28 protein-coding genes are annotated in these 26,706 nt (G+C 34.5%); 8 read left to right on the forward strand and 20 right to left on the reverse strand.

Features of this window, described 5'->3' with window-relative positions:
- Positions 1-10: 10 nt before the first annotated feature.
- Together VUJ46_RS10395 and VUJ46_RS10400 are read right to left on the reverse strand one after the other, a co-directional pair.
- Positions 11-2,836: a TonB-dependent receptor gene (locus VUJ46_RS10395; protein WP_326984912.1), complete on the reverse strand. Its 2,826-nt coding sequence runs from the start codon at positions 2,834-2,836 to the stop codon at positions 11-13.
- A 383-nt stretch (positions 2,837-3,219) separates the two neighbouring features.
- Positions 3,220-3,792 carry a helix-turn-helix domain-containing protein gene (locus VUJ46_RS10400; protein WP_326984913.1) on the reverse strand — a complete coding sequence of 191 codons (573 nt, stop codon included), beginning with the start codon at positions 3,790-3,792 and terminating at the stop codon, positions 3,220-3,222.
- Between the two features lie 212 nt (positions 3,793-4,004).
- Here VUJ46_RS10400 and VUJ46_RS10405 point away from each other — a divergent pair, with 212 nt between their 5' ends.
- The 3 genes from VUJ46_RS10405 to VUJ46_RS10415 all read left to right on the forward strand — a co-directional run bounded on the left by VUJ46_RS10405 (position 4,005) and on the right by VUJ46_RS10415 (position 6,449).
- On the forward strand, positions 4,005-4,382 hold the full coding sequence (locus VUJ46_RS10405) for a VOC family protein (RefSeq protein WP_326984914.1): 378 nt from the start codon (positions 4,005-4,007) through the stop codon (positions 4,380-4,382).
- Between the two features lie 767 nt (positions 4,383-5,149).
- Positions 5,150-5,767, forward strand: a complete 618-nt coding sequence (locus tag VUJ46_RS10410) for a hypothetical protein (RefSeq protein WP_326984915.1) — start codon at positions 5,150-5,152, stop codon at positions 5,765-5,767.
- Between the two features lie 37 nt (positions 5,768-5,804).
- Positions 5,805-6,449 (forward strand): hypothetical protein, encoded by a 645-nt coding sequence (locus tag VUJ46_RS10415; protein ID WP_326984916.1) that lies wholly within the window; start codon positions 5,805-5,807, stop codon positions 6,447-6,449.
- Here VUJ46_RS10415 and VUJ46_RS10420 read toward each other — a convergent pair.
- Together VUJ46_RS10420 and VUJ46_RS10425 are read right to left on the reverse strand one after the other, a co-directional pair.
- Positions 6,431-6,793: a hypothetical protein gene (locus VUJ46_RS10420; protein WP_326984917.1), complete on the reverse strand. Its 363-nt coding sequence runs from the start codon at positions 6,791-6,793 to the stop codon at positions 6,431-6,433. The genes VUJ46_RS10415 and VUJ46_RS10420 overlap by 19 nt on opposite strands.
- Positions 6,786-6,923: a hypothetical protein gene (locus tag VUJ46_RS10425; RefSeq protein WP_326984918.1), complete on the reverse strand. Its 138-nt coding sequence runs from the start codon at positions 6,921-6,923 to the stop codon at positions 6,786-6,788. Before VUJ46_RS10425 ends, VUJ46_RS10420 begins: the two co-directional genes overlap by 8 nt.
- 91 nt (positions 6,924-7,014) lie before the next feature.
- Between VUJ46_RS10425 and VUJ46_RS10430 the strand changes: the two genes are divergently transcribed.
- From VUJ46_RS10430 to VUJ46_RS10440, 3 genes are all read left to right on the forward strand, one after another.
- A complete protein-coding gene (locus VUJ46_RS10430; protein WP_326984919.1) occupies positions 7,015-7,635 on the forward strand; it encodes a TetR/AcrR family transcriptional regulator in 621 nt (206 codons plus the stop codon).
- A 189-nt stretch (positions 7,636-7,824) separates the two neighbouring features.
- Positions 7,825-9,024 (forward strand): tyrosine--tRNA ligase, encoded by a 1,200-nt coding sequence (gene tyrS / locus VUJ46_RS10435; protein ID WP_326984920.1) that lies wholly within the window; start codon positions 7,825-7,827, stop codon positions 9,022-9,024.
- A 65-nt stretch (positions 9,025-9,089) separates the two neighbouring features.
- Positions 9,090-9,530, forward strand: coding sequence for a GNAT family N-acetyltransferase (locus tag VUJ46_RS10440; RefSeq protein WP_326984921.1), 441 nt, complete (start codon positions 9,090-9,092; stop codon positions 9,528-9,530).
- A 37-nt stretch (positions 9,531-9,567) separates the two neighbouring features.
- Here VUJ46_RS10440 and VUJ46_RS10445 read toward each other — a convergent pair whose 3' ends face one another.
- From VUJ46_RS10445 to panD, 4 genes are all read right to left on the reverse strand, one after another.
- Positions 9,568-10,230 (reverse strand): TerD family protein, encoded by a 663-nt coding sequence (locus VUJ46_RS10445; protein WP_326984922.1) that lies wholly within the window; start codon positions 10,228-10,230, stop codon positions 9,568-9,570.
- A 1-nt stretch (position 10,231) separates the two neighbouring features.
- Complete coding sequence (locus VUJ46_RS10450) at positions 10,232-10,807, reverse strand: TerD family protein (protein WP_326984923.1); 576 nt, start codon at positions 10,805-10,807, stop codon at positions 10,232-10,234.
- A 173-nt stretch (positions 10,808-10,980) separates the two neighbouring features.
- The gene (locus tag VUJ46_RS10455; RefSeq protein ID WP_326984924.1) at positions 10,981-12,057 is read right to left on the reverse strand and encodes a lysylphosphatidylglycerol synthase transmembrane domain-containing protein; all 1,077 of its coding nucleotides are present in this window, start codon (positions 12,055-12,057) and stop codon (positions 10,981-10,983) included.
- 4 nt (positions 12,058-12,061) lie between these two features.
- Positions 12,062-12,412 (reverse strand): aspartate 1-decarboxylase, encoded by a 351-nt coding sequence (gene panD / locus VUJ46_RS10460; protein WP_267401831.1) that lies wholly within the window; start codon positions 12,410-12,412, stop codon positions 12,062-12,064.
- Positions 12,413-12,811: 399 nt separating this feature from the next.
- On the opposite strand from panD, the gene VUJ46_RS10465 reads away from it, so the two are divergent.
- Positions 12,812-13,126 carry an HU family DNA-binding protein gene (locus VUJ46_RS10465; protein ID WP_326984925.1) on the forward strand — a complete coding sequence of 105 codons (315 nt, stop codon included), beginning with the start codon at positions 12,812-12,814 and terminating at the stop codon, positions 13,124-13,126.
- A gap of 97 nt (positions 13,127-13,223) precedes the next feature.
- Here the strand turns inward: VUJ46_RS10465 and pdxH are convergent, their stop codons facing one another.
- The gene (gene pdxH / locus VUJ46_RS10470; protein WP_326984926.1) at positions 13,224-13,868 is read right to left on the reverse strand and encodes a pyridoxamine 5'-phosphate oxidase; all 645 of its coding nucleotides are present in this window, start codon (positions 13,866-13,868) and stop codon (positions 13,224-13,226) included.
- 24 nt (positions 13,869-13,892) lie between these two features.
- On the opposite strand from pdxH, the gene VUJ46_RS10475 reads away from it, so the two are divergent.
- Positions 13,893-14,441, forward strand: a complete 549-nt coding sequence (locus VUJ46_RS10475) for a YqgE/AlgH family protein (protein WP_326984927.1) — start codon at positions 13,893-13,895, stop codon at positions 14,439-14,441.
- 323 nt (positions 14,442-14,764) lie between these two features.
- Here VUJ46_RS10475 and VUJ46_RS10480 read toward each other — a convergent pair whose 3' ends face one another.
- The 11 genes from VUJ46_RS10480 to VUJ46_RS10530 form a co-directional block, all read right to left on the reverse strand.
- Positions 14,765-15,574, reverse strand: coding sequence for an aminotransferase class IV (locus tag VUJ46_RS10480; protein WP_326984928.1), 810 nt, complete (start codon positions 15,572-15,574; stop codon positions 14,765-14,767).
- An 81-nt stretch (positions 15,575-15,655) separates the two neighbouring features.
- Positions 15,656-16,042, reverse strand: coding sequence for an START-like domain-containing protein (locus VUJ46_RS10485; protein ID WP_267401836.1), 387 nt, complete (start codon positions 16,040-16,042; stop codon positions 15,656-15,658).
- A 420-nt stretch (positions 16,043-16,462) separates the two neighbouring features.
- Entirely contained in the window at positions 16,463-17,638 is a 1,176-nt protein-coding gene (locus VUJ46_RS10490) for an aspartate aminotransferase family protein (protein ID WP_326985091.1), read from the reverse strand.
- A gap of 137 nt (positions 17,639-17,775) precedes the next feature.
- Entirely contained in the window at positions 17,776-19,524 is a 1,749-nt protein-coding gene (locus tag VUJ46_RS10495) for an OstA-like protein (protein ID WP_442784953.1), read from the reverse strand.
- Positions 19,525-19,531: 7 nt separating this feature from the next.
- Entirely contained in the window at positions 19,532-20,005 is a 474-nt protein-coding gene (locus VUJ46_RS10500; protein ID WP_048511068.1) for a Fur family transcriptional regulator, read from the reverse strand.
- 69 nt (positions 20,006-20,074) lie between these two features.
- Positions 20,075-22,066: a KUP/HAK/KT family potassium transporter gene (locus VUJ46_RS10505; protein ID WP_326984930.1), complete on the reverse strand. Its 1,992-nt coding sequence runs from the start codon at positions 22,064-22,066 to the stop codon at positions 20,075-20,077.
- 124 nt (positions 22,067-22,190) lie between these two features.
- Positions 22,191-23,171, reverse strand: coding sequence for a pyruvate dehydrogenase complex E1 component subunit beta (locus VUJ46_RS10510; protein WP_326984931.1), 981 nt, complete (start codon positions 23,169-23,171; stop codon positions 22,191-22,193).
- 111 nt (positions 23,172-23,282) lie between these two features.
- Complete coding sequence (locus VUJ46_RS10515; protein WP_326984932.1) at positions 23,283-23,864, reverse strand: hypothetical protein; 582 nt, start codon at positions 23,862-23,864, stop codon at positions 23,283-23,285.
- Position 23,865: 1 nt separating this feature from the next.
- Positions 23,866-24,360, reverse strand: a complete 495-nt coding sequence (locus VUJ46_RS10520) for an RNA polymerase sigma factor (protein WP_326984933.1) — start codon at positions 24,358-24,360, stop codon at positions 23,866-23,868.
- 101 nt (positions 24,361-24,461) lie between these two features.
- Positions 24,462-24,878, reverse strand: coding sequence for a DUF2147 domain-containing protein (locus VUJ46_RS10525; RefSeq protein ID WP_326984934.1), 417 nt, complete (start codon positions 24,876-24,878; stop codon positions 24,462-24,464).
- A 159-nt stretch (positions 24,879-25,037) separates the two neighbouring features.
- Positions 25,038-26,666, reverse strand: a complete 1,629-nt coding sequence (locus tag VUJ46_RS10530) for an ArnT family glycosyltransferase (protein ID WP_326984935.1) — start codon at positions 26,664-26,666, stop codon at positions 25,038-25,040.
- Positions 26,667-26,706: the final 40 nt, after the last annotated feature.

A 26,706-nucleotide genomic window follows, 5' to 3' on the forward strand; every position in this document is an offset into this window, starting at 1 on the left:
TTGTGTTAGTTTAAAAATTCAACTTGATTCCAAGATTGCATCTTACACCATAATATTCAACCTGCTCCGGACGGGTTTCATCTTTTCCGAAATGATAAATCAAAGGTTTATTTAAGATATTATTCACGTCAGCATACAACATCAAATGCTTTGTAAACTGATAAGAACCTCCGAAATCAAGACTCGCATATTTGCCATAATAAGAATCATTTATGTCTTCCTCGGCATATTCTACCGCATATTTTCCTTTATAATTGTAAGCCAATCTTGCATTAAATCCTTTCTTTTCAAAGAAAAGCTGAATATTATACAGTTCATTCGCCTGATAAGGAAGCTTAACGGTTCTTCCACTTGGTTTTTCCATTTTAGAATCCATGAAAGTTGCATTCAGCTGCGTTCCGAAATACTGTAAGAAACCAGGCAGGAAATCAAATCTTTTAGTAATTCCTAATTCGATACCGCCAAGCCACGCTGCTTTTCCGTTGTTCGGAGCGGTAAATTGAACGCCGTTCATTCCGTTATAATTTCCGATAAAAGAATCCTGGAAAATTGGATCTGTGATTGATTTATAGAAAACTCCACCACTCAAAATCCCGACATTTGAGAAATAATATTCTCCCATCAAATCGAAGTTTAAAGAATAGGTCGGATTTAAATTCGGATTTCCACCTTTGAATTCATTGTCTGCTTCAATATAAGTTCCGCCCGGTGTTAAGTCTCCAAAATTGGGTCTTGAAAACGTTCTTGTCGCAGCAAAACGTAAATTCGTTTTATCATTCAAAGCATATTTTACGTGGATCATCGGTAAAACGGCTAGATAATTTTTGATATTTTCAACCGGAGTTAAAACATCATCAATCACATTATAACCTTTCACTTTTGTATGTGTGTTTGATAATCTGATTCCACCTAAAATGGTGATTTTCTCATTCAGTTTATAGGTTCCCATTCCGTATGCATCGGCGTGTTTTTCGAAAACATCGAAGTTTCTTCCTAACGCTTTGTTATATTCCAGCGCTTCAGAATCGGTAGGATTAATCTTTAAATTTCCATTATTTTGAAACCAAAACTGATTCATTCCTTCCGTTGACAAAACCGGTCCGAAAGTATTACCGATGTGGGCATTCATTTCACTCAAATATTTTGGGCCGTTCGCCTGAGCAGTGATGTATTTCGACATATCCGACAAAAGTGGCGCAGTTCCGTTTGCCCAATTGTAGAAAATATCTGAAAATCTGGCATTACGTTCTTTGTCACGATATTTAAAACCATATTTCAACGTTAAATTATCCGAAACATTGACTTCATGATTGAAAGCCGCCACAATTTTATCTTTTTCTTCCACAAAAACTTTGTAAAATTCAAGGTCGGTAAATCTCATCTGCGAAGCATCCATTTTGAAATTCGGATCGCTGTAAAAACCAAATAACTGATCTGCGTTTTTATAGTCTAATTTTCCGCCATCCGCTTTCCAATAGGCTCTCGGTCCATTTCCGTGATCCGAAATATAATCAGGATTAATTCCAACTCCGGACTGCGTATATTTTATGACATAATAAGAATTATTAGCTTTATCAGGAATATTTCCGTACTTGAAACGGTTGTCGTAATACGATAAATCCCAATCGATTTTTCCTTTATTTAAATTGTGGATTCCCCCTAATGAAATGGAAGTCAGTTCCGTAATCAAAAGATTATGAATGTTTTGCAATTCTACTCTTGCCGTATTATTTGCCGAACTGAATTTATCAAAACGAACTCTGTGCTTATAATGCGTTTCATCATCCGAAAGCGTTCCGTACATTCCTTTTAAATACAACGTGCTCTTCGGCGACAAAACATATTCGAAAGCCGTATTGATTCCCGTCGTTTTCCTAACTCCATTATAATCACGAAGTTCCAGCCTAAAAACTCCTTCATCACCACTTCTTCTAGCCTCAAAATTATCCGTTGACCAGTTTCTGATAAAGTGTGCAAAATTGATTAAATAACCGAATTTTTTATCTTTTGTCCTTCCGCCATACATTAGTCCGATATTGTAAACACCTTTGTCGGCTTTTGCGTTGTAACCACTTCCTAATGTGGCTTTAAACTCCGTTTTCATCGGTGGAGTTTTCGTGATAAAATTTACGCCACCTCCGATTCCGTCGGCTTCCATGTCGGGTGTAAAAGATTTATTGACATGAACATAAGAGATCAATTCTGTCGGAAAAAAGTCGAATGCCGTTGCTCTAGAAGTCGTTTCTTCTTCAGCAGTTGGCAGTCGGTTTCCATTGATGGTTGTTGATGCCCAAAAAGGTGGAAGTCCTCTCAGAGAAACGAATCTTCCTTCACCCTGATCTCTTTCAATCGAAACACCCTGAACTCGTTGAACCGTTTCTGCAGCATTTCTGTCCGGTAATTTCCCGATTCCGTCTGAGGCGATGACATTGGAAATATTAACTGCATTTTTTTGAAGGTTTAAAGCTTTCGCTTCGGTATTTCTCAAACTTCCGGTCACCACAACTTCATCGATGCTTTTCTGTTTTTGAGATAATTTTAAAACTCCCAGATCTACTGTCTCTCCAGATTTCACATCAACATTAACATTAAAAGTTTCGTATCCTATATAGCTGATCTGTAGATTGTATTGACCTTCTTTAATATCATTGATGGTGAATTTTCCTTCAATATCGGTCACAACATTTTTGGATGAACCTTTTATCTTAATCGAAGCGCCAGGAAGCGGTTGGCTGTCGTCAAGAACAGTTCCTATAATTAATTGTTTTTGCGCCGAAACAAATGTGATCAGGCATATAAAAACAAGGGTAAGTAATTTTTCGGTTATCGTTTTCATTTTTACATATATTAAATTTTTATTGCAAATCAAGTCAATAATTTTAATATATGTAAGAAAACAATATTAAGTAATGATTAAGAAATTAAGTAAAATTACTACACCTAATTTATATTTAAATTGTATTTGAAATTTAATTAAATAATGAAAAAACGTCGATAAAACTGACATTTGATGGATTTTAGTAAATAACGATGAAATAATTCTCTAGTTTAAATTGCCAGAAAAAACAGTTTTATTGATTAACAGAACGTTAATTTTAAACCATCCGAAAAATCCAAAAGTTGAATATTTGTAAACTTTTAAGAATAAAAACGAGTTTTCTAAAGTTTATTAAAGTAAAAATTCAGCGAAAATTTTAATGAAATCTTCGTAATTGTAAATTATTTATCTGTATAAAAATAAAGAACAAGCATAATACAACTTTCGTTGCTGATACTTACCGGAACGTGTGGAAATTTTCCGTTAAAATACAATGAATCACCTTCTTTCAGGATCACTTCTTCGTTATCGATGACATATTTTACTTCTCCTTTTAGGATATACTTAAATTCCCAAGCATCGGTAATTACCTTTTCTCTTTTAGAATTCGGTTCAAGTGTCAATAAAACCGCTTCGAATCCCAACGAATGCAAACTTTTACTGAAAATATGCATGTATTTGAAACCTTGGGCTTCAACTTCTTTTTCGATAACCTGCTGACTATCTTTAGGTAAATGAATAAATTTTGAATTGGATTTTTTCTCAACTCCTTCAAAAAAGAAACTTGCATCAATATCCAAAGACTGGATCAGTTCCAGCAAAACAGGAAGCGAAGGAATCGTTCTCCCGTTCTCGATCCTGGAAACAAGTCCGTTACTCACATTCGCTCTGAAAGCCAATTCGTTAATGGTTAAATTATTTTTTTTTCTAATATCTTTTAATCTTTTTCCGATGCCTATTAAAAAATCATTCATATTATTTACGATTTAACCTAAACTATTTTCATCATTTTGATAATGACAAATGTAGTATTATTCTGGAGAGTTTTTGTAAACTTTAGGTCAATTATCCTTATTTTTAAGCTTTATTAAATAAAAACCAAATGTTTTTAAAATCACTTAAGACTATATTTTCATTTTTCGTTGTGATTTTTTTACTGTCATGCAACAAATCAAATCAAAATCCGATGAAGACAAACCGGGTTGTATATTTCGAAATTCCTGTAACTGATCTGAAACGTGCTGAAAAATTTTACACTCATGTTTTCAACTTTACTTTTGAATCTGAAATTATTGATAATTACGAAATGGCATTATTTCCTTTCAAAAATGAAAATAGCGGAATAACAGGCGCTTTGGCGAAAGGTGATGTTTATAAACCAACAAAAGATGGTGTCATTATTTATTTTAAAACAGATAATATTGATGCGAGCCTCAACTCAGTTATAAAGCACGGTGGAAAGGTTTTATATCCTAAAACTATTAATAAAAATCATGGATTTGCAGTTGCTGAGTTTGAAGATTCTGAGGGAAATAGAATTGCTCTACACGAAAACCTTAAGTAGCATGAAATAATTTTCAAGTATTACAAAAATGAACATATTCATTTTATCTATTTAAATAAATCCATTAATATTATTTTATAAAATATTATAAGTTTCTGAAAACGTGTATTAAAATGTATTTTTTTAAATTTTTATTATTTAAATTCGACTACATAACTCAATACTAGATAAAAACACAGACACAATAAAAAAACTAATCTCAGTACTTACTATTTTTGTATTATCTAATTTTATAAACGCACAAAAAAGCTCAGATAGGGATTTAGTAAGTAAAATTACCGCTGAAATTGAAAAAGCAGAATACAAAGAAATCTACAGAGAAACCGGATGGGGTGGAAATTACCAGAAACCGAAAGTATATTTCGTTAATAAAACCCCTATTTTAATAATAAAAGAAGAAAACCAAGATCAAAAAGCAATTAACAGAGCTAGTAATGATCCTAATAAAGATGTCCACAAAACGGTTTCGGCCAAATATTATATTAAAAACTGGGCAGAAAATCAGTTTATTCGTGTAGGAGAAATTCAGAATAAAAAAGTAAAATCTGCGATGCCTGCTGACTTTACATTTAATTATGATAAAAAAGCAATTGATAATTTAATTTCAAAATAAAATAATAATTGGTAAATATATTTTACTCCGATATTCTTTTATTGGAGTAAAATATTATGCATCAATTAACAAATACTTTTAAACATATACTATTTTTCTTTAACTTAGTTTAGAAAATTGCTTGTGACTTTAGAACCAATAAGCTTTCAGAACTATGTCAGAAGAACTGTATTTCATAAAAATCAATCCTGTTGTAGCAAAAATTAACCTGTACAATAAGCTTTGCCGTGAGGAAAAGACAGTGCTCGATTTTCTTGAAGCAGATTCTAAAACCAGCTTAGAACTCATCAAAAATAAAATTCAGGGAGGCATTCACAGCCTTTCTAAAGAAGAACTTCTGAGTTTATTTTCATGGATCGACAATTTATGTAATGCAGATCATGAAGAATTAAAAACTCAACTTTTCACCAACGGAATTGAACTTTTTTATGAAATTCCAGAAGATTCACAAGTAAAAAACTTTCAGCAAATCGCTTCTGATTATGAAAAAATTTCTCAAAAAAATTTAAACTTCATTACCAGTTCGGAAAATTTTAATCAGTTTCTTATTTATGGGATATTTTTTACCACTTTATCCAATAAAGAAAAACCAGAAGATAATATCTGTTATAATTTTTTAAAATCGGATAATAAATCGCTGTATTTACTTGCAGAAGAGCAATTTAATGCTAATTATTTTGAAACTGTCCCTAATATGAACACTTATTTTTCTAATCTATACGATCTAACGAAATATTATAACGGTTCAATTATTAAACTTCATCATTTATAAAAAGTAAAGAAATAGTATTAATTCATATTTTTAAAATATGGAAAAAGACTTTCTTAAAATTGCCGAAAAATATATTCAGGAAAATATAGGTGCTGATTTTTCAATATCACTTGACGACATTACGGATCTCGACGATATTTTTTGTTTTTATTATCAGTCTAAAAAATTTATAGAAACGGGAGATCATCGCTATATGTCTGTGGGAATAGGTCCGCATTTGCTTATAAAATCTGATGAAAGAATTATTTCGTTACCACCTTCCTATACCTATGACGCTGCGATAAGGGAAGTCCGGAAAAAAATTAATACTGAAAAATTTATTCAAACAAAATGCCCCGACTATAATTACTGGCATGATAATTACGTGCTTATTATTGATAAAGTATATGACGAGACGAAATTAATTTCAATTTTAAGAGACTACCGGATAAGCTATATTGTTCCCGAAGTTATAGGGAATTCCATACATCGTGTCGGAAAGCCTTATAAAAAGGACGAACTCGAGAAAAGATTTGAGAATCTACCCACAGAATTCAATACACTGTATGGACTTTTTTCAAACGTATTAACTGAACTTATCCAATCCTTTTGCTGTGAGCTCAGCGTTACCCCGAAGATTATAAAGAAATACAATTCTTATGGGGAAAATGCAACTGAGGCTGATTATGAGATTGTATGGTAAACTTTACCTAATTGATAATATAGAAATCCACCCACGGCATACGAAACTACATCAAAAATATCTCCTGTAAACCGTTCAGAAATCATTGGACATACAATTTCAAATAAAACAGAAAGATAGATAACCGATTCCATAATAAATTTTTTACCCGGCTTCCAATTTCCTTCAAATATAGTATTGGTGATGTACTGAATGAGGTAACAATACATCGGAATCGTGATAAGATCTGTAAGATAACTGTTGACGACAGGAATTATAATTCCGAATTTCCTAAGCAAAAGAATGCTCATCCAAACTCCTAATCCGGCAATAAACCATCGGGAAATCCTCAGCCATTTACGCATGAAAAATAGCCATTAATATTCCAACAACTACCTGCAGAACTTTTGTAACAATTTCCTGCGGATCTTTTTTCGAAGATTGAGCTTCTTTTTTTGTGGCAGCTTCGTAGTCAAATTTTTTATTGCCTTCCATATTTTAAGTTTTATGATACAAATATATTCAAATTAGAACAAATGTTCTAATTTGAAAACATGATATTTAATATCTATCTTATATTTGTAAAATGAAAACCAGAGAGAAAATAGTATCCACTGCGCTCAGACTCTTTAATGAAAGAGGTTACAGCACCGTAACCACCCGACATATTGCCTCTGAACTGAATATAAGTGCCGGAAATCTCCATTATCATTTCAAACATTCTGAAGACATTGTAAAGGAACTTTTTATGATGCTGAAACAAGAGATGGACTATACCATAAATACTCTCAAAGCCAATGGCTCTAAAGATCTTGAAGCACTTTACCAATATACAACGTCAACGTTTGAAGTTGTATACGCATTCCGATGTATTTTTTTAAATTTTGTTGATATTTTAAGGCAAATCCCTGATATCGAAAATCTTTATAAAGAACTCAATATCAGTCGAAAAAAAGAATTCCTGTCTGTATTTTCAGATTTCCAGAGAAATAAAGTTTTTGTTGAAAATATTCCGGATTTTATTCTTGATCATATGGTGACTCAAATATTCATTATTGGCGACAATTGGATGAATTACAACAGCTTAACTTTAAAATTAAATAAAGAAGATGCTTTAAAGCATTATATACCCGTATTTTTAAATTTATTTTATCCGTGGCTTACTGCTGATCAACAGAAACTGTATCAACAAAAATATATAAGATAAATTCTCTATCTTTGCAAAGCAATGAAGCACTTAAACAACATATTACGTCTTCCGTTTTTCACTGAGTATTACGCTCCGGGCTATCGTTCGGGAAGACTTTCTATGGATATCATTCAATAAAAATATTCTAATATAACATAGAGCCCGAACACGATTGTTCGGGCTTTTTTATGCAAAAAATTCAACAAAATGAAAAACGTATTACAAGAAAATGTAGAAATTATTCTACCGGAAAATGGTTTGGAACAAAAATTAAAACAAGCCGAAGAAGAAAACAGAAAATTAATCATTAAACTTGGTTTTGATCCCACAGCTCCGGATTTACATTTGGGACATGCTGTTGTTTTGAAAAAACTGAAGCAATTTCAGGATCTGGGACATCAAATCGTTATTGTCGTCGGAAGCTTTACCGCAAGAATTGGTGATCCTACCGGAAAAAACAAAGCAAGGAAACCTCTAAGCACCGAAGATGTTCAGCATAATGCCGAAACCTATATCAATCAGCTCTCAAAAGTAATTGATGTAAACAAAACGAAAATTGTTTTCAATTCTGAGTGGCTGGATGCTTTGCCATTTTCGGAAGTTATTCAACTGATGTCAAAAGTTACTGTCGCCCAATTGATGCATCGAAATGATTTTAATAAAAGGTTCACTGAAAATACGCCAATCGCCATGCATGAGCTTGTTTACCCAATTTTACAAGGCTTTGACTCGGTAAAAATTGCCTGTGATATTGAAATGGGCGGAACCGATCAGCTGTTTAACTGTACCATGGGAAGGCAGCTGCAGGAAACGCACCAAATGTCGCCACAAATCGTAATGTGCATGCCTTTATTAAAAGGACTTGACGGCAAAGAAAAAATGAGTAAATCTTTAAACAATATCATCGGATTAACGGATGAGCCGAATGAAATGTTTGGAAAAACAATGTCAATTCCGGATAGTTTGATTGATGAATTTATTGATTTGACAACCGATTTTCAAAATGAAGAAAAGGAAAATTTAAAGCAAAGAATAAAAAACGGTGAAAATCCGATGAATATAAAAAAGCTGATCGCTAAAAATATCATCACTCAATATCATGATGCGGAATCTGCAGAGCGTGCGGAACATTTTTTTGTGAATCAGTTTCAGAATAAAATATTTGAAGAGAAAAGTTTTGAACCTTTTTCTATTGATTCATTACATCCTATTCAACAGACAACAACATTACTGGAACTTTGTCATCGCTTAAAAAATGATGAGAGTAAAACATTTATGAGAAAATTAATTGAAAGTGGCGGAATTCAGATTAATAATATCAAGAAAAATAATCCGAATGAAGAAATTGAATTAGTTCCCGAAACAAAAATTAAAATAGGAAAAAGAAGCTTTTTTGAACTTATTTAAATATAAAACTAATATATTCGCTTAGATAAGCAGTTTATAAATCTTTAAGAATATTATTAAAAATCATGAATTTTATACATCTTCAATCGAGAAAAGCTACAGAAAACGACATGGATTTTCTGCTAGACTTAAGAATTAAAACCATGAATGAACATCTTAAAAGTTCAGGTTTTCCGACTGATGATGATACTCACCTAAAAAGAATACTTTATGAATTTGAAACCGCAAAAATCATGATGTATCGAAAAGAAGATATTGGATTGCTGAAAGTGAAATATAAAAAAGATGAAATTGAACTCATCCAGCTTCAGATTCATCCTGATTTTCAGGGTAAAGGTTTTGGAAAGCACATTTTAAAAATGATTATTGAAGAATCTTTGTTTTCCGAAATTCCTGTTTATTTGAGTGTTTTAAAAACCAATCCGGCACAGAAACTTTATGCACGAGTAGGTTTCAGAACCGTTGAAGAGAATGAGCATTCTTTTACGATGAAGTTTTCCAAATAACTTTGTCAAAGTTTAGAACTTTGACAAAGTTGATTTTTTAAGAATATTTCTTGAGAATATCCACAAAATTATCCGTTGTATGCGGCTCTCCAATAGCACGGAACTTCCAGTCACCATCGTGACGGTAAGCCTCAGCAAAAACCATAGAGCACTTTCCATTCATGCTTGCATCCCCTGAAAGACTAAATTTGGTAATTTCTTTTCCTTTGGCATCCACTGCGCGGATAAAAGCATTTTCAATCATCCCGAAATGCTGATTATTTTTTGTTCCCTGATAAATGGAAACAATAAAAATAATCTTTCGATATTTTTCTTCAAGCTGATCAAGCTTTACAATAATCTGCTCATCATCACCCTCTCCGGCACCGGTTCTGTTATCTCCGGTGAGCCAGACATTCCCACCCGGATGCTGCATAGAGTTAAAGTAAACTACATCGCCCTGATACAACCTGATCTTCCTGCCATTGGAAGTGATGACTTTTCCTTTATCGGCCACTTTTCCGTTGGCATCCAGTAAAAATGCAATCGCATCAAGATCATATTCTGCAGCTTCTTTAGCAAATAGTTTCCCGAAGAAACCACCCTGCTTCCGGACATCCCAGCCCAGACCAATGGTCACTTTTGAAAGATCGTATATACTTTCTCCCCGATCGTTTTTCCTCAGATTGATCGTCTGTCCTTTTTGTAAATTAATCGCCATATTATTTTATGATTTGTCCTTTATAGTATTTTTCAAGGAAAAATCCAAGATCTGCACGGTAACCGATTCCTGATGCTTCAAATTTCCATCCACCATTTCTTTTGTAAAGACGCCCGAATTCAATTCCGGTTTCTATAGAGAAATCTTCGTCCAACTCGTATTTTGCAATTTCCTGATTCGTCGCATTATCCACCACTCTGATATAAGAATTTCTTACCTGACCGAAATTCTGCTTTCTTCGTTCAAAATCTTCAATCGTTACCACGAAAAGTATTTCTTGGACCCTAGAATCTACTTTATCAAGGTCTATAATAATTGCTTCATCATCATCTCCATCGCTGCTTTTCCCGTTCGGATCGTCTCCTGTATGCGTTAAAGCGCCATCCGGTGACTGTAAATTATTATAAAAAATAAAATATTCTTCACTTACCAGTTTTCTGTCTGCATCCACCATAATAGCAGAAGCGTCTAAATCAAAATCAAGACCTGTACCTTCATTGGGATCCCAGCCCAGTCCGATCGTCATTTTTGTAAGTCCTAATTCAATCTTTTGTCCTTTCTGTAAATTAATCGCCATAGTGTTAAAACTTATTTTTTCCTTTAAGATAGATTTGATTTATGAATTGACCAAATTTACAGATTAAAAAACGCTTAAAATTACGGTTTCGCGTAAAAATCAGCTAAAATTTTCAGAAAACAAAAAAGGTTCGAATAGCATCGAACCTTTTAGATAGTATAATAAGAATAATCTTAATCTTCTTTATTGGCAACCATTTTACTTCTCGCTTTCGCCAGCATTGGGATTGAAATAAGGCCCATCACCAACATAATAACAATTTGCATAGGCAATGATATAAAAGAATAGGTTAACCCGATTTCTCCGCCTAATTCTCCGTTTTTACCCATCGAAATAAACAAAGCCATAAAGCCATATTTCATCGCCAGATTAAAAGCACCAATTCCGCCACTTGCCGGGATCATCATTCCTAATGTTCCAACAACAATGATTAGAAAACCGTCTGCAAAAGTAAAATTGGAAGTTTCCGGTAAAGCAAAACACACCAAATAGGCTGCAAAATAATAGGAAATCCAAATCCCTAATGTATAGAGAATGAATTTACCTTTTTGTTTTAATTTAAAAATGGAGGTTAATCCCTGTACAATACCTTTTCCGAAGGCAATGAGCTGATCTTTCTTGTATTTATAGAATAAAATTAATCCTATTAATATCACAAAAACGATGGCAAGTTTTAAATAAAAATAGAAAGAATCAAAATCATGGACTCCAATTTTGATCATCTGTCTTTCGAAAAAGTTGGGAACAAACTCCTGCTTTTCCCCTTTCTTTTCTATGACGAAATTATAAAATGACAGAATTGCATTCAACTTAAAAATAAGCGTTAAGCCTAAGAAAACGACCATACAGACCAGATCCACGACTCTCTCAAGGATAATAGTTCCGAAAGATTTATCCACAGGAACTTTTTCTACACCGTATAAAGCCGTTGCTCTGGCCACTTCCCCACTTCTGGGAATGGTAAGATTCATTAAATATCCAAAGGAAAGAGACCATAACGAATTGGAATTTGAAATAGAATGCCCCATTGGTTCCAGCATCAGATTCCAGCGAATCGCTCTGAACCAGTACGCCGCAACCCCAAAACACGCCGCAAACAAAACCCAAAGGTAATTCGCTTTAGCCAGTGACTTTTGGATCACTTTGAAATCAAGCCCCTTTAGAGCCAGCCATAAAAAAAAGCCTGCACAAGCAAGCGATATTACTATGGTTAAAATTGATTTTACTGGATTCGATTTTTTACTTTCCATGAATTTAGGTCAAAAGATTTGTTTTTTCATCCGGGAACACAATTTTTGGCTGGAAGGTCTGTGCCTCTTCAGGAGTCATCTGTGCATACGCAATAATAATGATGATGTCATCCCTCTGAACTTTTCTGGCAGCAGGCCCGTTCAGGCAAACCTCACCAGATTTTCTTTTCCCTTTGATAACGTAGGTATCGAAACGCTCACCGTTATTTACATTTACGATATAAACCCGCTCTCCGACTACCAGTCCGGCAGCTTCAATAAGCTCTTCGTCGATCGTAATACTCCCAATATAATTAAGGTCTGAAGCCGTAACCCTTACCCTGTGAATCTTAGACTTAAAAACTTCTATTAACATGGTGCAAATTTATTAATAATAATTTATAAATAGCACTTTTAGAATCATTTTAAAACACGCAGATACACAGCTATTTAATTTTATTATAATCACTTATTTTGATTTTTACTTACATAATTTACAAGCATATCTGCAAAACTATTAATAGTTGATACGAAATTTAGAATTTAATAAATATAAGAAATAATTAATAAAATTTCATAAAACCAATACACATAAGCATTTGGCATGATTTTAGCAGCCCGTAACCTAGATTTTTCGTAAAAACTCTAATTATCATATTTTAACTGTTTTCACCAAAAATCAAAAAAATAATACATATTTTTATAAAAAAATTGCACAATTAGAAAATAGTATTATATTTGCTATACTAACGAACTAACTTTAATATTAAAAATTATGAACAAGTCTGAATTAATCGACGCAATCGCAAAAGATGCAGGGATCACTAAAGTTGCTGCTAAAGCTGCACTGGAATCTTTCATTTCAAATGTAACAACTACTCTTAAGAAAAAAGACGGTAAAGTGTCTTTAGTAGGTTTCGGAACTTTCTCAGTAGCTGAGAGAGCAGCGAGACAAGGGATTAACCCTGCAACGAAAAAGCCTATCAATATCGAAGCTAAGACAGTTGCTAAATTCAAAGCTGGAGCAGATCTATCTACTGCTGTTGCTACTGCTAATGCACCTGTTGCTGCTGGTAAAAAGAAAAAATAATCTTTTCAGATTACAGAAAAAATTGAAACCCTCATCTTTTGGTGAGGGTTTTGTTTTTATTGTAAAAGCTCTAGCTTAAAACTTTAAATACTAAATTTTAAGGTGCTAATCTTGATATTTTCCAATCTAATCCATTGATTAACTCATAAATAATTCTGTCGTGAAGCCTGTTTGGTCTACCTTGCCAAAATTCAATTTCATAAGGTTTTGCAATGTATCCGCCCCAGTTTTCAGGTCTTGGAACTTCAGAATTTTCGTACGTTTTTTCTAATTCTTTTAATTTTTCTTCCAAAAACTCTTTATTCGGAATTACCTGACTTTGTGGAGAAACAGCTGCTCCCAACTGGCTTCCCTTTGGTCTTGAATGAAAATAACCGTCGCTTAAATTCTCTGCAATACGCTCCAAATTAGCTTTGATAATAATTTGTCTCTCCAAATTGGGCCAGAAAAAATGAAGACAAGCGGTGTGATTTTTCTCTATCGCCTTTCCTTTTTTACTGTCATAATTGGTATAAAAAATAAAACCTTCGTGAGTATAAGCCTTTAAAAGCACCATTCTCGTTCGCGGACAACCGTCTTCTTCCACCGTAGAAATCGCCATTGCATTAGCTTCAGAAATCGCAGGATTTTCGCTGGCTTCCAAAAACCAATCTCTGAATTGTTCAATAGGATTTTGTTTTATCTCACTTTCAATAAGTTGGGATTTATCATACACTTTTCTTTTGTCGTGCAGGTTTTCCATAAATATTTTTTATTAAATTTGAGTATGAATTACTCTTACAAAGGTAAAATATTAATTTCCACACCTGACATTTCCGGCGATATTTTTTCCCGATCGGTAGTATTGGTTATTGAGCATAACGAACAGGGTGCATTTGGTTTAATATTAAATAAAAAGAACAGCCAAATGAGCAGTAAATTCAAAAACTTCTTCGATTTTAAAATTGAAGTATATGACGGCGGCCCTGTGGAAAACGACAAGGTTTTCTTTATTGTAAAAGGTAAAAAGGTAACCGAAGTTTATACCGAAATCTCTAATGAATTTTATTTAACGGAAGACATTGAAAATATTATCAGCGCCGTACTAAGCGGTGAATTGGACATCAACGATGTTAAAATCTTTTCAGGCTATTCAGGATGGAGTGCCATGCAGCTCGACACTGAAATACAGCGAAAACTCTGGACGGTTGTAGATGTCTACAATCTGGACTATACGTCACCTAATGACCAGACCCTCTGGAAATCTATCATGCAGAACTTAGGCGGAGAATATCTCCTTTGGGCTAATTCTCCCGAAGATATTTCTTTGAATTAATCGATTAACCTATTCGATTGAAATTATTTTAAAATTTTAACAAAGTTTAAGATTCTGTTAACCATTTTTTAAAGAATAATTCACGTTATTTGATAAACCAAAAATTCAAACAAAATGAAAGGACTAAAACTTCTTATTCAACAATTTTTTTCCAGACCATCTTTGAACCTTCAGCCGGTTTACGTTAAACGTAATATATTTAAAAAGTAAAAAAAATTCGTAAAGTCTCACTTTACGAATCAAAATACAAATTCTGATTTTTCAGAATAAAACCCGGTAAAGGACTTTTGGAACTTTGTTGTTTACCGGGTTTGTCAATTTTATTAAAAACTTTTCTTCCAGCTTTCCACCATTTCTATAAATCGGGAGCTCTCGAAGGTCTTGTTTCTTATTTTACCTACAGAAAATATGCCTTTCTCATCAGAAATCAATAAAATTTCTTCAGCTTTTTGAGATTCAAATGCAATAATCTCGTGTTCCTGGATATCTGCAAGGTTATTTTTATGTAAAAAAGTTACGAAATTTTCCATTAAAGGAGAAATGTAAGCTCCTTCTGTCTGCTTAGGAACTTTAATTACGTTTCCTTCTAAAAACAAAAGATTCCCGAAAGTGGTACGCGCGATCCTTTTATTTGGATTTAAAAGAATAACATCATCCAAGTCATTTTCCTGAGCGTAAATTCCACCGTAAATATTTTCAGGACAATGAACCCTGATATTACTTAAAAGGTTGTTATTAACGTTTATTTCTTTAATTAAGTCCAATTCCAATGGCCTTGAATGAACTGTTAAAACATCGTCCATTTCCGTGACTTGGTAAAAATATGAAATTGAAGATTTTGCCAGCGTCACTTCATCATAATTCCGGTAAACCTGAAAATTAATGATCCCATTGCGGATTCCCTGTCCTTCGATAATATCTTTCTGAAAGAGCGACTGGAAAAATTCCAGAGTATAAGTCAACGGAATATTCATTCTCATCTTTCTCATGGAAGCCATCAGAAAGAAGTAGCATTCTTCATCCATAATCAGTTTACCTTCTCTTACAAAGAAGGAAACCTTTACTGCGTCTCCGAAAAGAAACGCTCTGTTTTTCACATTTAATTCGCCAGATGTAAAATATTGATTTTCCAATTTTTGATGTGATTTATTTATAAAAAAATAATGAACGATAAATCGTTCATCAGTTTTATTCGTTTTAGCACTACTTACATGCTATGCAGCGCCTAATTTAATTCTAAGGTTTTCGATAAGGTTTTCCCAATACATTGCGTTTTCGTTCTCGTCTCCTTCTTCACAGAAATCTGTAATATTAAGGGCAAGATCTTCTGTAATATCGTCTATTACGATAGTCATTTCAAAGAAATTCTTCGTTCCCTCGTCTTCTTCCCATCTGAAACGTACGAAACCTTCAGGCTTATATCTAATCAAAGTAGCCTTCTCCGCAGCACTTCCGCCCCAGCTAAAAAAGAAGTCATCGCCTTTCTCTGTTACCTCATCCGCAAACCATTCAGACAATCCTTCCGCTGTTGCCAGATATTCATACAAAATCTCTGATAAACAGTGCATTGGAAATTCGTAATGGACTTTATGTTTCGCCATATAATCTTTGTTTTAATCGTCCCGCAATATATAAATTAATTTTTTTATTACACAAAAATGTATTTACTTTTTTACATAATCTTTATGATATTTATCAGAGATTTTCAAATACCCGTTTAATTTAGTTTTTAGCCTGAGTTCGCTTAAAATAAATAATTTAAAATACTGATTTTAAAACCATTAACATACGCCAATAGCGTAGCTTCAGCCCAATGATAAAATTCCAAATCAAATAGGAGCTTTAGTACAAATTGATTATATATTTCGGATAAAGCCTCTAGGAGTCCCATCTTTTTTAGACGGGCTGAAGCCCGTCCCTATTGATCCAGTAGAATATTTTATGGATCGGACTCTCGTCTTTAACAAAATAGCTCCATTTTTCACCATGAAAAAACTCTTCAAATTGAAGAGTTTATTATATTAATTTTCGTTTAAAACGTCGATAATGATCTTGCAGCCCTCCCGAATTTCCTCCAGAGAAAGCGTAAGTGGCGGAGAAATTCTCAAGTACTCATTTCTGTATAATTGCCAGAAAACAATTAGCCCTTTATCCATACATTTTTGGGCAACTTCAAGTGTATATTCGGGTGATCCCAGATTTACCGCAAGCATTAAACCTTTTCCGTTGATGTTTTTAATTTTCGGATGAACCAGCAATTCTCTGAATAGTTTTTCTTTCTCTTCCACTTCATTCATTAAACCACTTTCCAAAACTTCCTTTAAAGTAGCATAACTTGAAGCTGCAATCAAAGGATTGCCACCGAATGTTGTAATGTGACCTAATTTCGGAGAATGTGCAAGTGTTTCCATGATCTTACGAGAACTCATAAAAGCTCCTACGGGAACACCACCGCCCATTCCTTTACCCATCACCAAAATGTCTGGAACAATTCCGAAATGTTCAAAAGAGAACAATTTTCCGGTTCTTCCGAATCCAGGCTGAATTTCATCAAGAATCAACAAAGCTCCTACCTCTTCACATCTTTTTTTAAGTTGAATCAGATAATTCTCATTCGGAACTAAAAATCCTGCAGCCCCCTGAATCGTTTCCAGGATGACACAAGCGGTCTTCTCCGTGATTTTATCGAAGTCATTTTCATTATTAAATTCAATGAAAGAAACCATCGGCAAAAGCGGACGAAATTCTCTTTTATGGGTTTCATTTCCTGAAACACTTAAAGCGCCATGCGTATTTCCGTGGTATGAATCTTTGAAAGAAACAATTTCCTCTCTTCCTGTATATCTTTTGGCAAGTTTTAAACTGCCGTCAATCGCTTCTGCTCCGCTATTCACCAAATAAGTAATCTCCAGAGGATCCGGTGTCGCTTCTGCCAGTAATTTACACAAAGCAACAGGCTTTTCCTGCGCGTATTCTCCATACACCATCACATGCAGGTATCGATCTGCCTGTTCTTTTATCGCATTTACAATTTTAGGATGAGAATGCCCTAGTGTATTCGCAGAAACCCCGGCCACGAAATCCAGATATTTCCTTCCGTCTTTACCGTAAATATAGCTTCCTTCCGCTTTTTCAACCTCGAAGCCGGCTGCAAACTTTGTAGTTTGAGCCTGATATGTAAAAAAATCTTTTTGCATTTTCATTTTCCCGAAAATTTTCAGCAAAGCTAAAAAACATTCATCAAACATCGAAATTATCCTGATAGAATAAAGACATGAGGCTTAATAAAAAATCACCATCTTCAAATTGAAAATGGTGATTGTATTTTTTATTATTATTTTCTTGTTCTTTTAGGTTTTTTAGCCTCTTCTTTTGCTCTTTCTTTTTCTACCGCTTCCTGAGCCTGATTATAAAGTTCATCATCAGCCTGATACTTTACTTCTTCATTATTTGGCGTGTCCACGAGAATATCCTGCCATTTTCGAATACGGTCTTTGGTATTCCAGTTGAAGTCGGGGAATTTCCTTTTAGAAGGTTCAATCTTACTCATAGGATAAGTGTCGGATGTCGCCCCGATACTACATGAAATAATCTGCATTAATTTTTCCTCAAAAAAAGCACCGATAATTCCGCATGAAGTAAGAGAGATACCAATTCTTTCATTTTCCTTCGTTTTCTCATTAAAATCATCAGCATAAGTGATCGCCTGAGCATTTCCGATTACTTTGATTTCTTTGATATCATTATTTTGATAATAGGCATTCATGAACTTCCCTTTCACCTGATTGAATTCATCTTTCAGCGTCAGAGAATCCACTTTACTGATGGCAAAGGCATTTCCGATCACTCTGACAGAATCAAGATCTTCAGTTTGGGTATTGAAATAGGCTTCCACTTTATCGCCGGTCACCTGTTTTTCTCCACTCCACAAAATAGGGTCTCTGTACATATGAAGAACACCATCCGTCTCATTAAAAGCCAGTGAATCTGCTCTTCCCTGCGCATTTGATTTATAGAACCGTCCTTTTCTGAACGCTCTCATAAAACTTTTTTTCTTTGTAGGATCAAGAGAATCCAGCCTTTGATAAGAAATAATTTTCTCAGCCGAAAAGTAAATAGAATCTTTTTCAAGGATCTTTACCGCGTAAGGACTTTTGGTCATCATGGAAGAATCCTGCTTTTCAAAAATCTCCCCGTAACCGCCCTTCATGTATCTTTTTTCATTAGGATCATCCAACGTTACATTGCCGGTTGCTTTACCGAATCCTGAAAACTGGTTGTAATACATTTCATCGCCCGTAAGGATCTTATCATTGTAATAAACCTTAGAATTCTTATATAGAAAAGCCTCCTTCGTTCCGGTATTATAGGTTCCTTTATCCGTAACAATACGGTTTTTAGGATCTTTTTTGTTAGTAATCGTGGTAGGACCGTTGATGTTGACAATATTCGTATTTTGATTCTGCACGACATTATCACCTTCCAGGACATACTGTGCGTCTTCGATCTTCACTCTTCCGGTAAGATCTATAGTACGTGTGGTCAGATAATATGTCGCCGACTTTGAGTAGGTCGTACTTTTCCCGTCATTGATGGTTCCTCCTGTATTGTAATAGGCCTGATTTAAAACGCGGTCATAATACATGGTCTCGGTTTTAATCACCGTACCTTTAGGATCGGTAAGCACTACATTTTTTCGGGCTACCCCTTTCTGGGTATTTCCGTCATACTCCATTTCAGCGGCAGTAATGACAGAACCGTCTGTATTCTGCAGCCTTACATTTCCGATTGCTTTTACAAAGTTTTCCTCTTCGTACATTACCACCTCATCCGCTGTAAGAATAGATCCTTTATGATCTATTTTTACATTTCCTGTAAGAAACCTGTTACCGTCGTATTTTGCAGGATCCTTTTTAATTTCATCGGCATTCAGAATCTTCACCCTATCACCAGGCTTTACCTGTTGCGGAGTTGCATTTTTTACCGGATTCTGTAAATAAGGATCTCGCTGCGCGGGCTTGGGTTTGTCTTGCGCAAAAGTAAACGTCGAAATAAAAAGTAAGAGAACTAAAAACAGCCTCATTGGTTGGTTAGTCATTCTTAGTGCCATAAAAATATAGCGAATGGGAATCAATTTTTACGCCAAATGCGTCTTCAATTGCCTCTTTAATTCCCTGAATTCTAGGATCACAAAACTCAATGATCTCTTCAATCTCTTTGTCAGAATCTTTCTTGTAGATCACCAAATGGTCATGCTGCTTATCAAAATAAGATTTCTCATAAGAAGAAGAAGTTAATGTTTTTTCACCAAACTGATGCTTACGGATTAAACCTGCATCCAAGAAGATTTCAATAGTGTTGTAGATGGTCGCCTTAGATACGTGATATTTTTTCTGCATCATCAGAAGATACAGATCATCCACATTGAAGTGGTGATCCATATTATAAATCTCTTCTAATATCGTGTATCTCTCAGGTGTATTTCTGAAACCTTTTTCCAGTAAATAGTTTCTAAGTACATCCTTAATTAAAGCTATATTTTTTTCTTTTTGTAAAGTATCCATTAAAAAAAATTATCTACAAATTTATTGAATTTTATTTAAATAAATGTTAGACTGGTCTGTTAAAGGATCTTAACTATTATGTCTTATAAATCCTGACTGCTCAATTTTGTTGTCGTAAACCGTAAGTTCCGTAATCGGCGCAGACTCCACCACCACGTTGTGAATCGTGACTCCCCAAGACTTGAAATCGTCGCTTCCGATATACTTCACAAAGTTGTAAATATTGAGCGTAATCTTCTGTTTAACAGTCAAAAGTATATCGTTGATATAGGTGTTATCTATGATGACATATTTAAGATCCGGTGGGATATTGTGTGCTCTCAAAGAAGGATGACTGCTTCTTGAAGGAATGGTTCCGTCTGCCATTAGATCTTTTAAAACCATGTTAAAATAATCATTGATTCTTCTGTCAACTTTAAATCCTAACAAGAAATTAATTTTATAAACCGTTCCCGGCAGAATTTCATCTACAGTATATTTGAAAGTATAAGGATCTTCCTGATTGACTATACTTAAAATAAAATAATGGTCTGCTCTTTTCGGCTGTTTTTTAATGATGGAATAGATAATTTTTGATTCTACCTCATCGTTTCTTTTGGCTCTGCTCAGATATGCCAAATTGGTACAATATTTCGGAATCGTTTCATCAAGCTTCATATCTTTAATGATAGAAACATATTTATCAATCTTTACATATTGCGTAAAATTAGATTTAATTAAACGACCATTATACCAGGCATACATACAAACCGCGATGAATCCACCAAGAACCATGGTCAACCAACCGCCATCCATAAACTTGATGACATTCGCATAAAAGAACCCTGACTCTAACGCAACGTAAACCAAAGCAAAACCGATAAGGAAAATTTTATTCACCCTAGTTCGGCTCAACCAGAATAGTAACAATACGGTAGTCATTAACATCGTAATGGTAATCGTAAGACCATACGCCGCTTCCATACTTTCTGATTTCTGGAAGAAAATTACGACTACAAAACAGAATGCCATTAATCCCCAATTGATTCTAGGAATATACATCTGCCCTTTTACCCCTGAAGGATATTCGATGTGCTGATTGGGCCAGAAAGAAATTGACATCGCTTCTGAGAACATGGTAAATGAACCTGTAATAACCGCCTGACTCGCAATAATTGCTGCGGCCGTGGCTAAAATTACTCCCGGTAAGACCGCCCATTCGGGCATAATTCCGAAGAAAGGGTTTACTCCCTGATGTACCAAGTGATAATTATCCAATAACCAGGCACCCTGACCTAAATAATTTAAAATCAACATTGATTTAACAAAAATCCAGCTGATTCTGATATTTTTTGCACCACAATGTCCTAAATCTGAATATAATGCTTCCGCTCCTGTTGTACAAAGAAATACCGCCCCCATAATGACAATAGCACTCGAAGAATGGGTAATCAGATTATAGGCATAGATTGGGTTAAAAGCTCTGAAGATCTCTACATGATCAAAAATATGTATCGATCCGAAAATTCCCAGTACCAAAAACCACGTCACCATAACAGGTCCGAAGAACTTACCAATCGACGCTGTCCCAAACTGCTGAACAACAAATACGATGAAAAGGATAAAAAGGGTAATTAAAACCACCGGAGTTTCCGGATTATAGATCTTTAACCCTTCAATCGCAGACATCACCGTAAGTGACGGCGTAATGACACTATCAGCAACCAAAGTAGAGGCTCCGATAATGGCGACGACATACAGCCATTTTTTCTTCAGCTTTTTAACCAGTGAATAAAGTGCAAGAATCCCCCCTTCCCCTTTGTTATCTGCTCTAAGAGCAATAATCACATATTTTAACGTAGTCTGAAGCGTCAAGGTCCAGATAATACAAGACAAAGCCCCTTCAATATACTCATCGAACGGCATCGCGGCTCCGTCTTTCCGGGCATTCACAATGGCCTTCATTACGTAAAGCGGCGACGTACCAATATCCCCGAATACAATCCCCAGGGACACGATAACTCCGACAAATGAAAGTTTCTTAAGGTCAAAGTGATGACCGCCTTCTGTAACTTCTGACATATCAGCAATTTTAAATTTAAACGCGCAAATTTATACTAAATTTATGACCTCAAGAATTTTTCTTCATGAATATAATAAATGAAAAAACTTCCTTTCGGAAGTTTTTTTCTATAATCATTGAAAATTATTTTACGTACATCGCTTTTTTGATTTCCTCTTTCACTTTTTCAAGTTTCGGGAACCACTCTGCGAATAAGGCAGCTGAATAAGGTGCCGGTGCATCAGGAGTCGTAATTCTCTTGATTGGCGCATCTAAATAATCAAATGCTTTCTGCTGTACCATATAGGTAATTTCAGAAGAGATAGAACCAAATGGCCAGGCTTCTTCTAAAATAACCAGTCTATTTGTTTTCTTTACAGATGTTAAAATTGTATCAAAATCTAAAGGACGAATTGTTCTAAGATCGATAACTTCTACAGAAATACCTTCTTTCTCCATATCTTCAGCCGCTTGAATAGCTAACTTCATAATTTTTCCGAAAGAAACCAACGTAACGTCTTTACCTTCTTTTTTGATTTCAGCTTTTCCGATTGGCAAGTAGTACTCTTCCTCAGGAATTTCCATTTTGTCACCATACATCTGCTCAGATTCCATAAAGATTACAGGATCATTGTCCTGAATAGAACTTTTTAATAATCCTTTCGCATCATAAGGATTGGAAGGAACAACTACTTTAAGACCCGGAACATTCGCAAACCAGTTTTCAAAAGCCTGAGAGTGTGTTGCCCCCAATTGTCCTGCAGAAGCAGTAGGTCCTCTGAAAACGATAGGACAGTTCCACTGACCACCGCTCATCTGACGGATCTTTGCCGCGTTATTAATAATCTGATCAATCCCTACTAAAGAGAAATTGAATGTCATATACTCTACAATTGGTCTGTTACCATTCATCGCAGCTCCTACAGCAATCCCTGTAAAACCAAGCTCAGCAATAGGTGTATCGATTACTCTTTTTGGACCAAATTCATCCAGCATTCCTTTTGAAGCCTTATATGCACCATTGTATTCTGCAACTTCCTCCCCCATTAAAAAAATGGATTCGTCTTTACGCATTTCCTCGCTCATTGCCTGTGCAATTACCTCACGAAAAGTATATTCTGCCATATTTATTTGAAAAATTTAGAGTACAAAAATAGTGTTTTTTTATTATACACATAACAAAAAAGGCATCGCATTGACTGAGATACCCGTATTAATTTTAATTTAAATAAGAATTTATTCTGCTTTGCTTAATTCTCTGTAATTTTTTTTAAGGTCTGAAAGTATTTTACCGTACGTTTTTTTATAAATCCAATACAGAAAATAGATAACCGCTACGAGTATAAAAGCAAACACGATATAATGTACCATTGTAAGATTTACTGTATCCGAATGAGTACCATTTTGTCCGTCTTTCCAGCCACGTATAAAATCGGAAGTATTATGTTTAAAGTTAATTAAACTATCAAAAATAATCAGGGCAAAAGAGATTCCGGCATATCCGAAAACCGTTTTTCTTAGATTTAAAATATTTTTCATTAGAGCTAAAGAACTTTCGCCCGATTTTATTTTATTAAACCAATAAATGATCAATCCAAAAAATATCGCAAATAGTCCTATCCTGATAAGAGGAAATTCTCCGTCAATATATCCATACGCTGACCAAATAACAACTTCAACCACTCCAATAATCAATAAAGTTTTCGTTACTGAAACCGATTGCTTTTTTATCATGCCCAGAATATCCTTATCTGAATATTCTTTAAAATCTTCGGTATTTTTATTCCAGTCGTTTTTTAATAATTCCAGTTCTTCCATATTATTTTGTGTTGAGTTGTTGTTTTAAATTATTTTTCGCCCTGTTCATTTTCACTCTTGCATTCCCTTCTGTTATGCCAAGAATTTCGCCAATCTCACGATAAGATTTATCTTCGAGATACATCATAATCAAAGCTTTTTCAATATCCGACAATGTATAAATCGCCTGATACATTCTTTTCAGTTTATGCTCATCATCTTCATAGATTTCGTATTCGATCCTTAAAGAAGAAACATCAACCTCAGTAGTGACATCATTTTTTTTTGCTTTTTTAAATAAGGTAATCGCTGTATTCAAAGCCACACGGTACATCCATGTAGAAAATTTGGCATCACCTTTAAAACCCGGAAAAGATTTCCAAAGCTGAATCGTGATCTCCTGAAAAAGATCTTCATGATCTTCTTTATTATCTGTATAAATTCTGCATACCTTATGTACAATCCGCTGATTTTCTTTCAGAAAGGCGACAAAGGTTTCTTCCAAATTTGAGTTCATATTATATAAGTGTGCAGATTTTTTTTTCGTTACAGATTTTTCAAAACAAAAACGGCATCTCTAAAAGAAACGCCGTCTGTAAAATTCTATTTTAAACGTATTTAGTTCACTTTTTCCCAAGTCTGGCTTCTGCCCATCAAAGAAATACCTACATATCCTCTCACATTCAGTTTATCACCGCTTCTCGTTACCGTACATTTATACGTTTTCCCTGATTTAGGATCTGTAATTGTACCTCCTGTAAACTCATCGCCGTCTTTTTTCAGACCTCTGATGATTTCCATTCCCAAAATTGGTTTCCCTTTCCTATCATCTTTACACGCGGTACAGTTTGGATCTGCCGGTTTTATCAGCAACTGGGATACCTTTCCAAAGTACTGGTCTCCTTTTTTATAAATCTCTACAATAGATTTGGCCTGTTTTGTTTCATCATCTATTGTTTTCCATTTCCCCTCAATCTGAGCAAATGACATTACGCCAAACAGCGAAAGCATTAATGTTAATAATAATTTTCTCATATTCTTATAGTTTTAAGTCAAATAAAATATTTCTGTTGTCTATTCTCTGCTAAAAGTATAAATTAATTTTAAACAAACAAAAATTTTTATTATCCTGAGTATATATAACAATTGATGTACCACTTTTTAAATTCAAACACTTGCTAAACAGCGCAGCGTTTAATCTAATATTTGAATCAAATAGATGGTATCAAACTGTTCAGGTCGTGTTTTAGGATTTAGAAATTTCAAGGAAAGTCTTGTAATCCGGTAATCATTTTCCTGCAAAACAATTTTATAATTCCTTTTTACCGATTGTAAAACATCTTTATAAATAACAAAATAATCCCCCTTTTTCAGCTTATCTATATTCGTTCTTGGAGTATTTCTTTTGGTGTAAAAATCAAAAGCCCAGGATTCAGAGCCTTCCGTTGCAAAAATTCTATCCTTTGCTATCCTTTCGTTATTCACACGTTGTGCCAGTTTATAACTCCCCTGATATTGGGTAAGAACAGGATAAAACTGTGTATTCAGAAAAATATTGACTCCAACCGCGAAAACCAAAGACATGAAAACATACTTCTTGAACAGATTTTCTTTCCTGAAAATGATCATCATTAAATAAATAAAAATCAGAGCCGCTACGATATACATCACCACATTATCAGCACCAGTGAAAAAATAGGTCAGCAAACCAACGCCCAATAAAGTTCCGAAAACCACCACCAATTGAATGATATACAAAACTTTGATCTTCTTTAAATTATTCCGTTTAAAAATATCAAATAAATAAGCGGCGGTAAAAACAGCCAACACAGCAATTAAACCATTTAAATAATGAGGAAGTTTAAATTTGGAAGCCGAAAAAAGTAACATCACCAGCCAGAATCCACCTACAGTTAAAAACTCTGCTCCTTCGATTTTTCTGAATCTGTTTTTAATAAAAAATGCTGATTTTTCAAAAACTCCAACATAAAAAGCCAATGAAAACGGTAAAAACGCCCATAATAAAGTATGGAAAAAGAAAGAATAATCCGGACTTGTTTCTTCAAATCCTGAAGCCGTTAACCTGTTCACACTTTGATTAAATAAAATAAAACGAATTCCCTCTTCCCCAAACTGATGATGATAAGCATATAAAACCGGTAAAATACCGACGATAAAGCTTACGGCAGCAATGATTATTTTAAAATTAAAGAATTTTTTCCATTCTCTTGAATACAATAAATAAGCAAAAACACAGAATCCAATGATCACGATGGCCATTAATCCTTTGGAGGAAAATGCCATCGCCGTACCCAATCCTGCAAAAATAACATTAAGAATATTCTGAGTTTTAATAAATTTTATAAACTGCCACAAAGAAAAAATGATAAATCCGGTTAAAACCGCATCTGTTCTTACATCGTGTGCCGAAAGAATAATCGTTTGCGCTGAAAGAAAAATCAAGGAAGCCACGCTCCCCATATTAGGGTTGCTATAGAGCTGCTCCGTGAGCTTCTTTGTTGAAAAAGCCCCCAAAGCAAGGCATAGTAAAGCCGGAATTCTATAAGCGATATGACTGATCCCAAACATTTTCATGGAAATCGCCGCCAGCCAAAAATGCATGTGCGGCTTGTCCAGATAAGGAGAATCTCCCTTCATAATGTTCAGAAAATCGTTGTCCAAAGCCATTCTCATTGCCATGGATGCATGTTGTGCAGAATCGTTCTCCATTAAAGGAATAAACAAACCTGAGACATAAACTATTGAAAAACCGATATATAGAAATAAAATTTGACTCGGCCACAGCAGTTGATTTTGATTCATCTGAAAGATAGTTTTTTAGTATTTTTGCAAAAGCATTTCT

Source organism: Chryseobacterium sp. MYb264, assembly GCF_035974275.1.
Classification (GTDB): Bacteria; Bacteroidota; Bacteroidia; order Flavobacteriales; family Weeksellaceae; genus Chryseobacterium.

Bases quoted from the DNA above. Each gene is read 5' to 3' on its own strand.
- VUJ46_RS10395 (WP_326984912.1), bottom strand. From the start codon at position 2,836: ATGAAAACGATAACCGAAAAATTACTTACCCTTGTTTTTATATGCCTG.
- VUJ46_RS10400 (WP_326984913.1), bottom strand. From the start codon at position 3,792: ATGAATGATTTTTTAATAGGCATCGGAAAAAGATTAAAAGATATTAGA.
- VUJ46_RS10405 (WP_326984914.1), top strand. From the start codon at position 4,005: ATGAAGACAAACCGGGTTGTATATTTCGAAATTCCTGTAACTGATCTG.
- VUJ46_RS10410 (WP_326984915.1), top strand. From the start codon at position 5,150: ATGTCAGAAGAACTGTATTTCATAAAAATCAATCCTGTTGTAGCAAAA.
- VUJ46_RS10415 (WP_326984916.1), top strand. From the start codon at position 5,805: ATGGAAAAAGACTTTCTTAAAATTGCCGAAAAATATATTCAGGAAAAT.
- VUJ46_RS10420 (WP_326984917.1), bottom strand. From the start codon at position 6,793: ATGCGTAAATGGCTGAGGATTTCCCGATGGTTTATTGCCGGATTAGGA.
- VUJ46_RS10425 (WP_326984918.1), bottom strand. From the start codon at position 6,923: ATGGAAGGCAATAAAAAATTTGACTACGAAGCTGCCACAAAAAAAGAA.
- VUJ46_RS10430 (WP_326984919.1), top strand. From the start codon at position 7,015: ATGAAAACCAGAGAGAAAATAGTATCCACTGCGCTCAGACTCTTTAAT.
- tyrS (WP_326984920.1), top strand. From the start codon at position 7,825: ATGAAAAACGTATTACAAGAAAATGTAGAAATTATTCTACCGGAAAAT.
- VUJ46_RS10440 (WP_326984921.1), top strand. From the start codon at position 9,090: ATGAATTTTATACATCTTCAATCGAGAAAAGCTACAGAAAACGACATG.
- VUJ46_RS10445 (WP_326984922.1), bottom strand. From the start codon at position 10,230: ATGGCGATTAATTTACAAAAAGGACAGACGATCAATCTGAGGAAAAAC.
- VUJ46_RS10450 (WP_326984923.1), bottom strand. From the start codon at position 10,807: ATGGCGATTAATTTACAGAAAGGACAAAAGATTGAATTAGGACTTACA.
- VUJ46_RS10455 (WP_326984924.1), bottom strand. From the start codon at position 12,057: ATGGAAAGTAAAAAATCGAATCCAGTAAAATCAATTTTAACCATAGTA.
- panD (WP_267401831.1), bottom strand. From the start codon at position 12,412: ATGTTAATAGAAGTTTTTAAGTCTAAGATTCACAGGGTAAGGGTTACG.
- VUJ46_RS10465 (WP_326984925.1), top strand. From the start codon at position 12,812: ATGAACAAGTCTGAATTAATCGACGCAATCGCAAAAGATGCAGGGATC.
- pdxH (WP_326984926.1), bottom strand. From the start codon at position 13,868: ATGGAAAACCTGCACGACAAAAGAAAAGTGTATGATAAATCCCAACTT.
- VUJ46_RS10475 (WP_326984927.1), top strand. From the start codon at position 13,893: ATGAATTACTCTTACAAAGGTAAAATATTAATTTCCACACCTGACATT.
- VUJ46_RS10485 (WP_267401836.1), bottom strand. From the start codon at position 16,042: ATGGCGAAACATAAAGTCCATTACGAATTTCCAATGCACTGTTTATCA.
- VUJ46_RS10490 (WP_326985091.1), bottom strand. From the start codon at position 17,638: ATGCAAAAAGATTTTTTTACATATCAGGCTCAAACTACAAAGTTTGCA.
- VUJ46_RS10495 (WP_442784953.1), bottom strand. From the start codon at position 19,524: ATGAGGCTGTTTTTAGTTCTCTTACTTTTTATTTCGACGTTTACTTTT.
- VUJ46_RS10500 (WP_048511068.1), bottom strand. From the start codon at position 20,005: ATGGATACTTTACAAAAAGAAAAAAATATAGCTTTAATTAAGGATGTA.
- VUJ46_RS10505 (WP_326984930.1), bottom strand. From the start codon at position 22,066: ATGTCAGAAGTTACAGAAGGCGGTCATCACTTTGACCTTAAGAAACTT.
- VUJ46_RS10510 (WP_326984931.1), bottom strand. From the start codon at position 23,171: ATGGCAGAATATACTTTTCGTGAGGTAATTGCACAGGCAATGAGCGAG.
- VUJ46_RS10515 (WP_326984932.1), bottom strand. From the start codon at position 23,864: ATGGAAGAACTGGAATTATTAAAAAACGACTGGAATAAAAATACCGAA.
- VUJ46_RS10520 (WP_326984933.1), bottom strand. From the start codon at position 24,360: ATGAACTCAAATTTGGAAGAAACCTTTGTCGCCTTTCTGAAAGAAAAT.
- VUJ46_RS10525 (WP_326984934.1), bottom strand. From the start codon at position 24,878: ATGAGAAAATTATTATTAACATTAATGCTTTCGCTGTTTGGCGTAATG.
- VUJ46_RS10530 (WP_326984935.1), bottom strand. From the start codon at position 26,666: ATGAATCAAAATCAACTGCTGTGGCCGAGTCAAATTTTATTTCTATAT.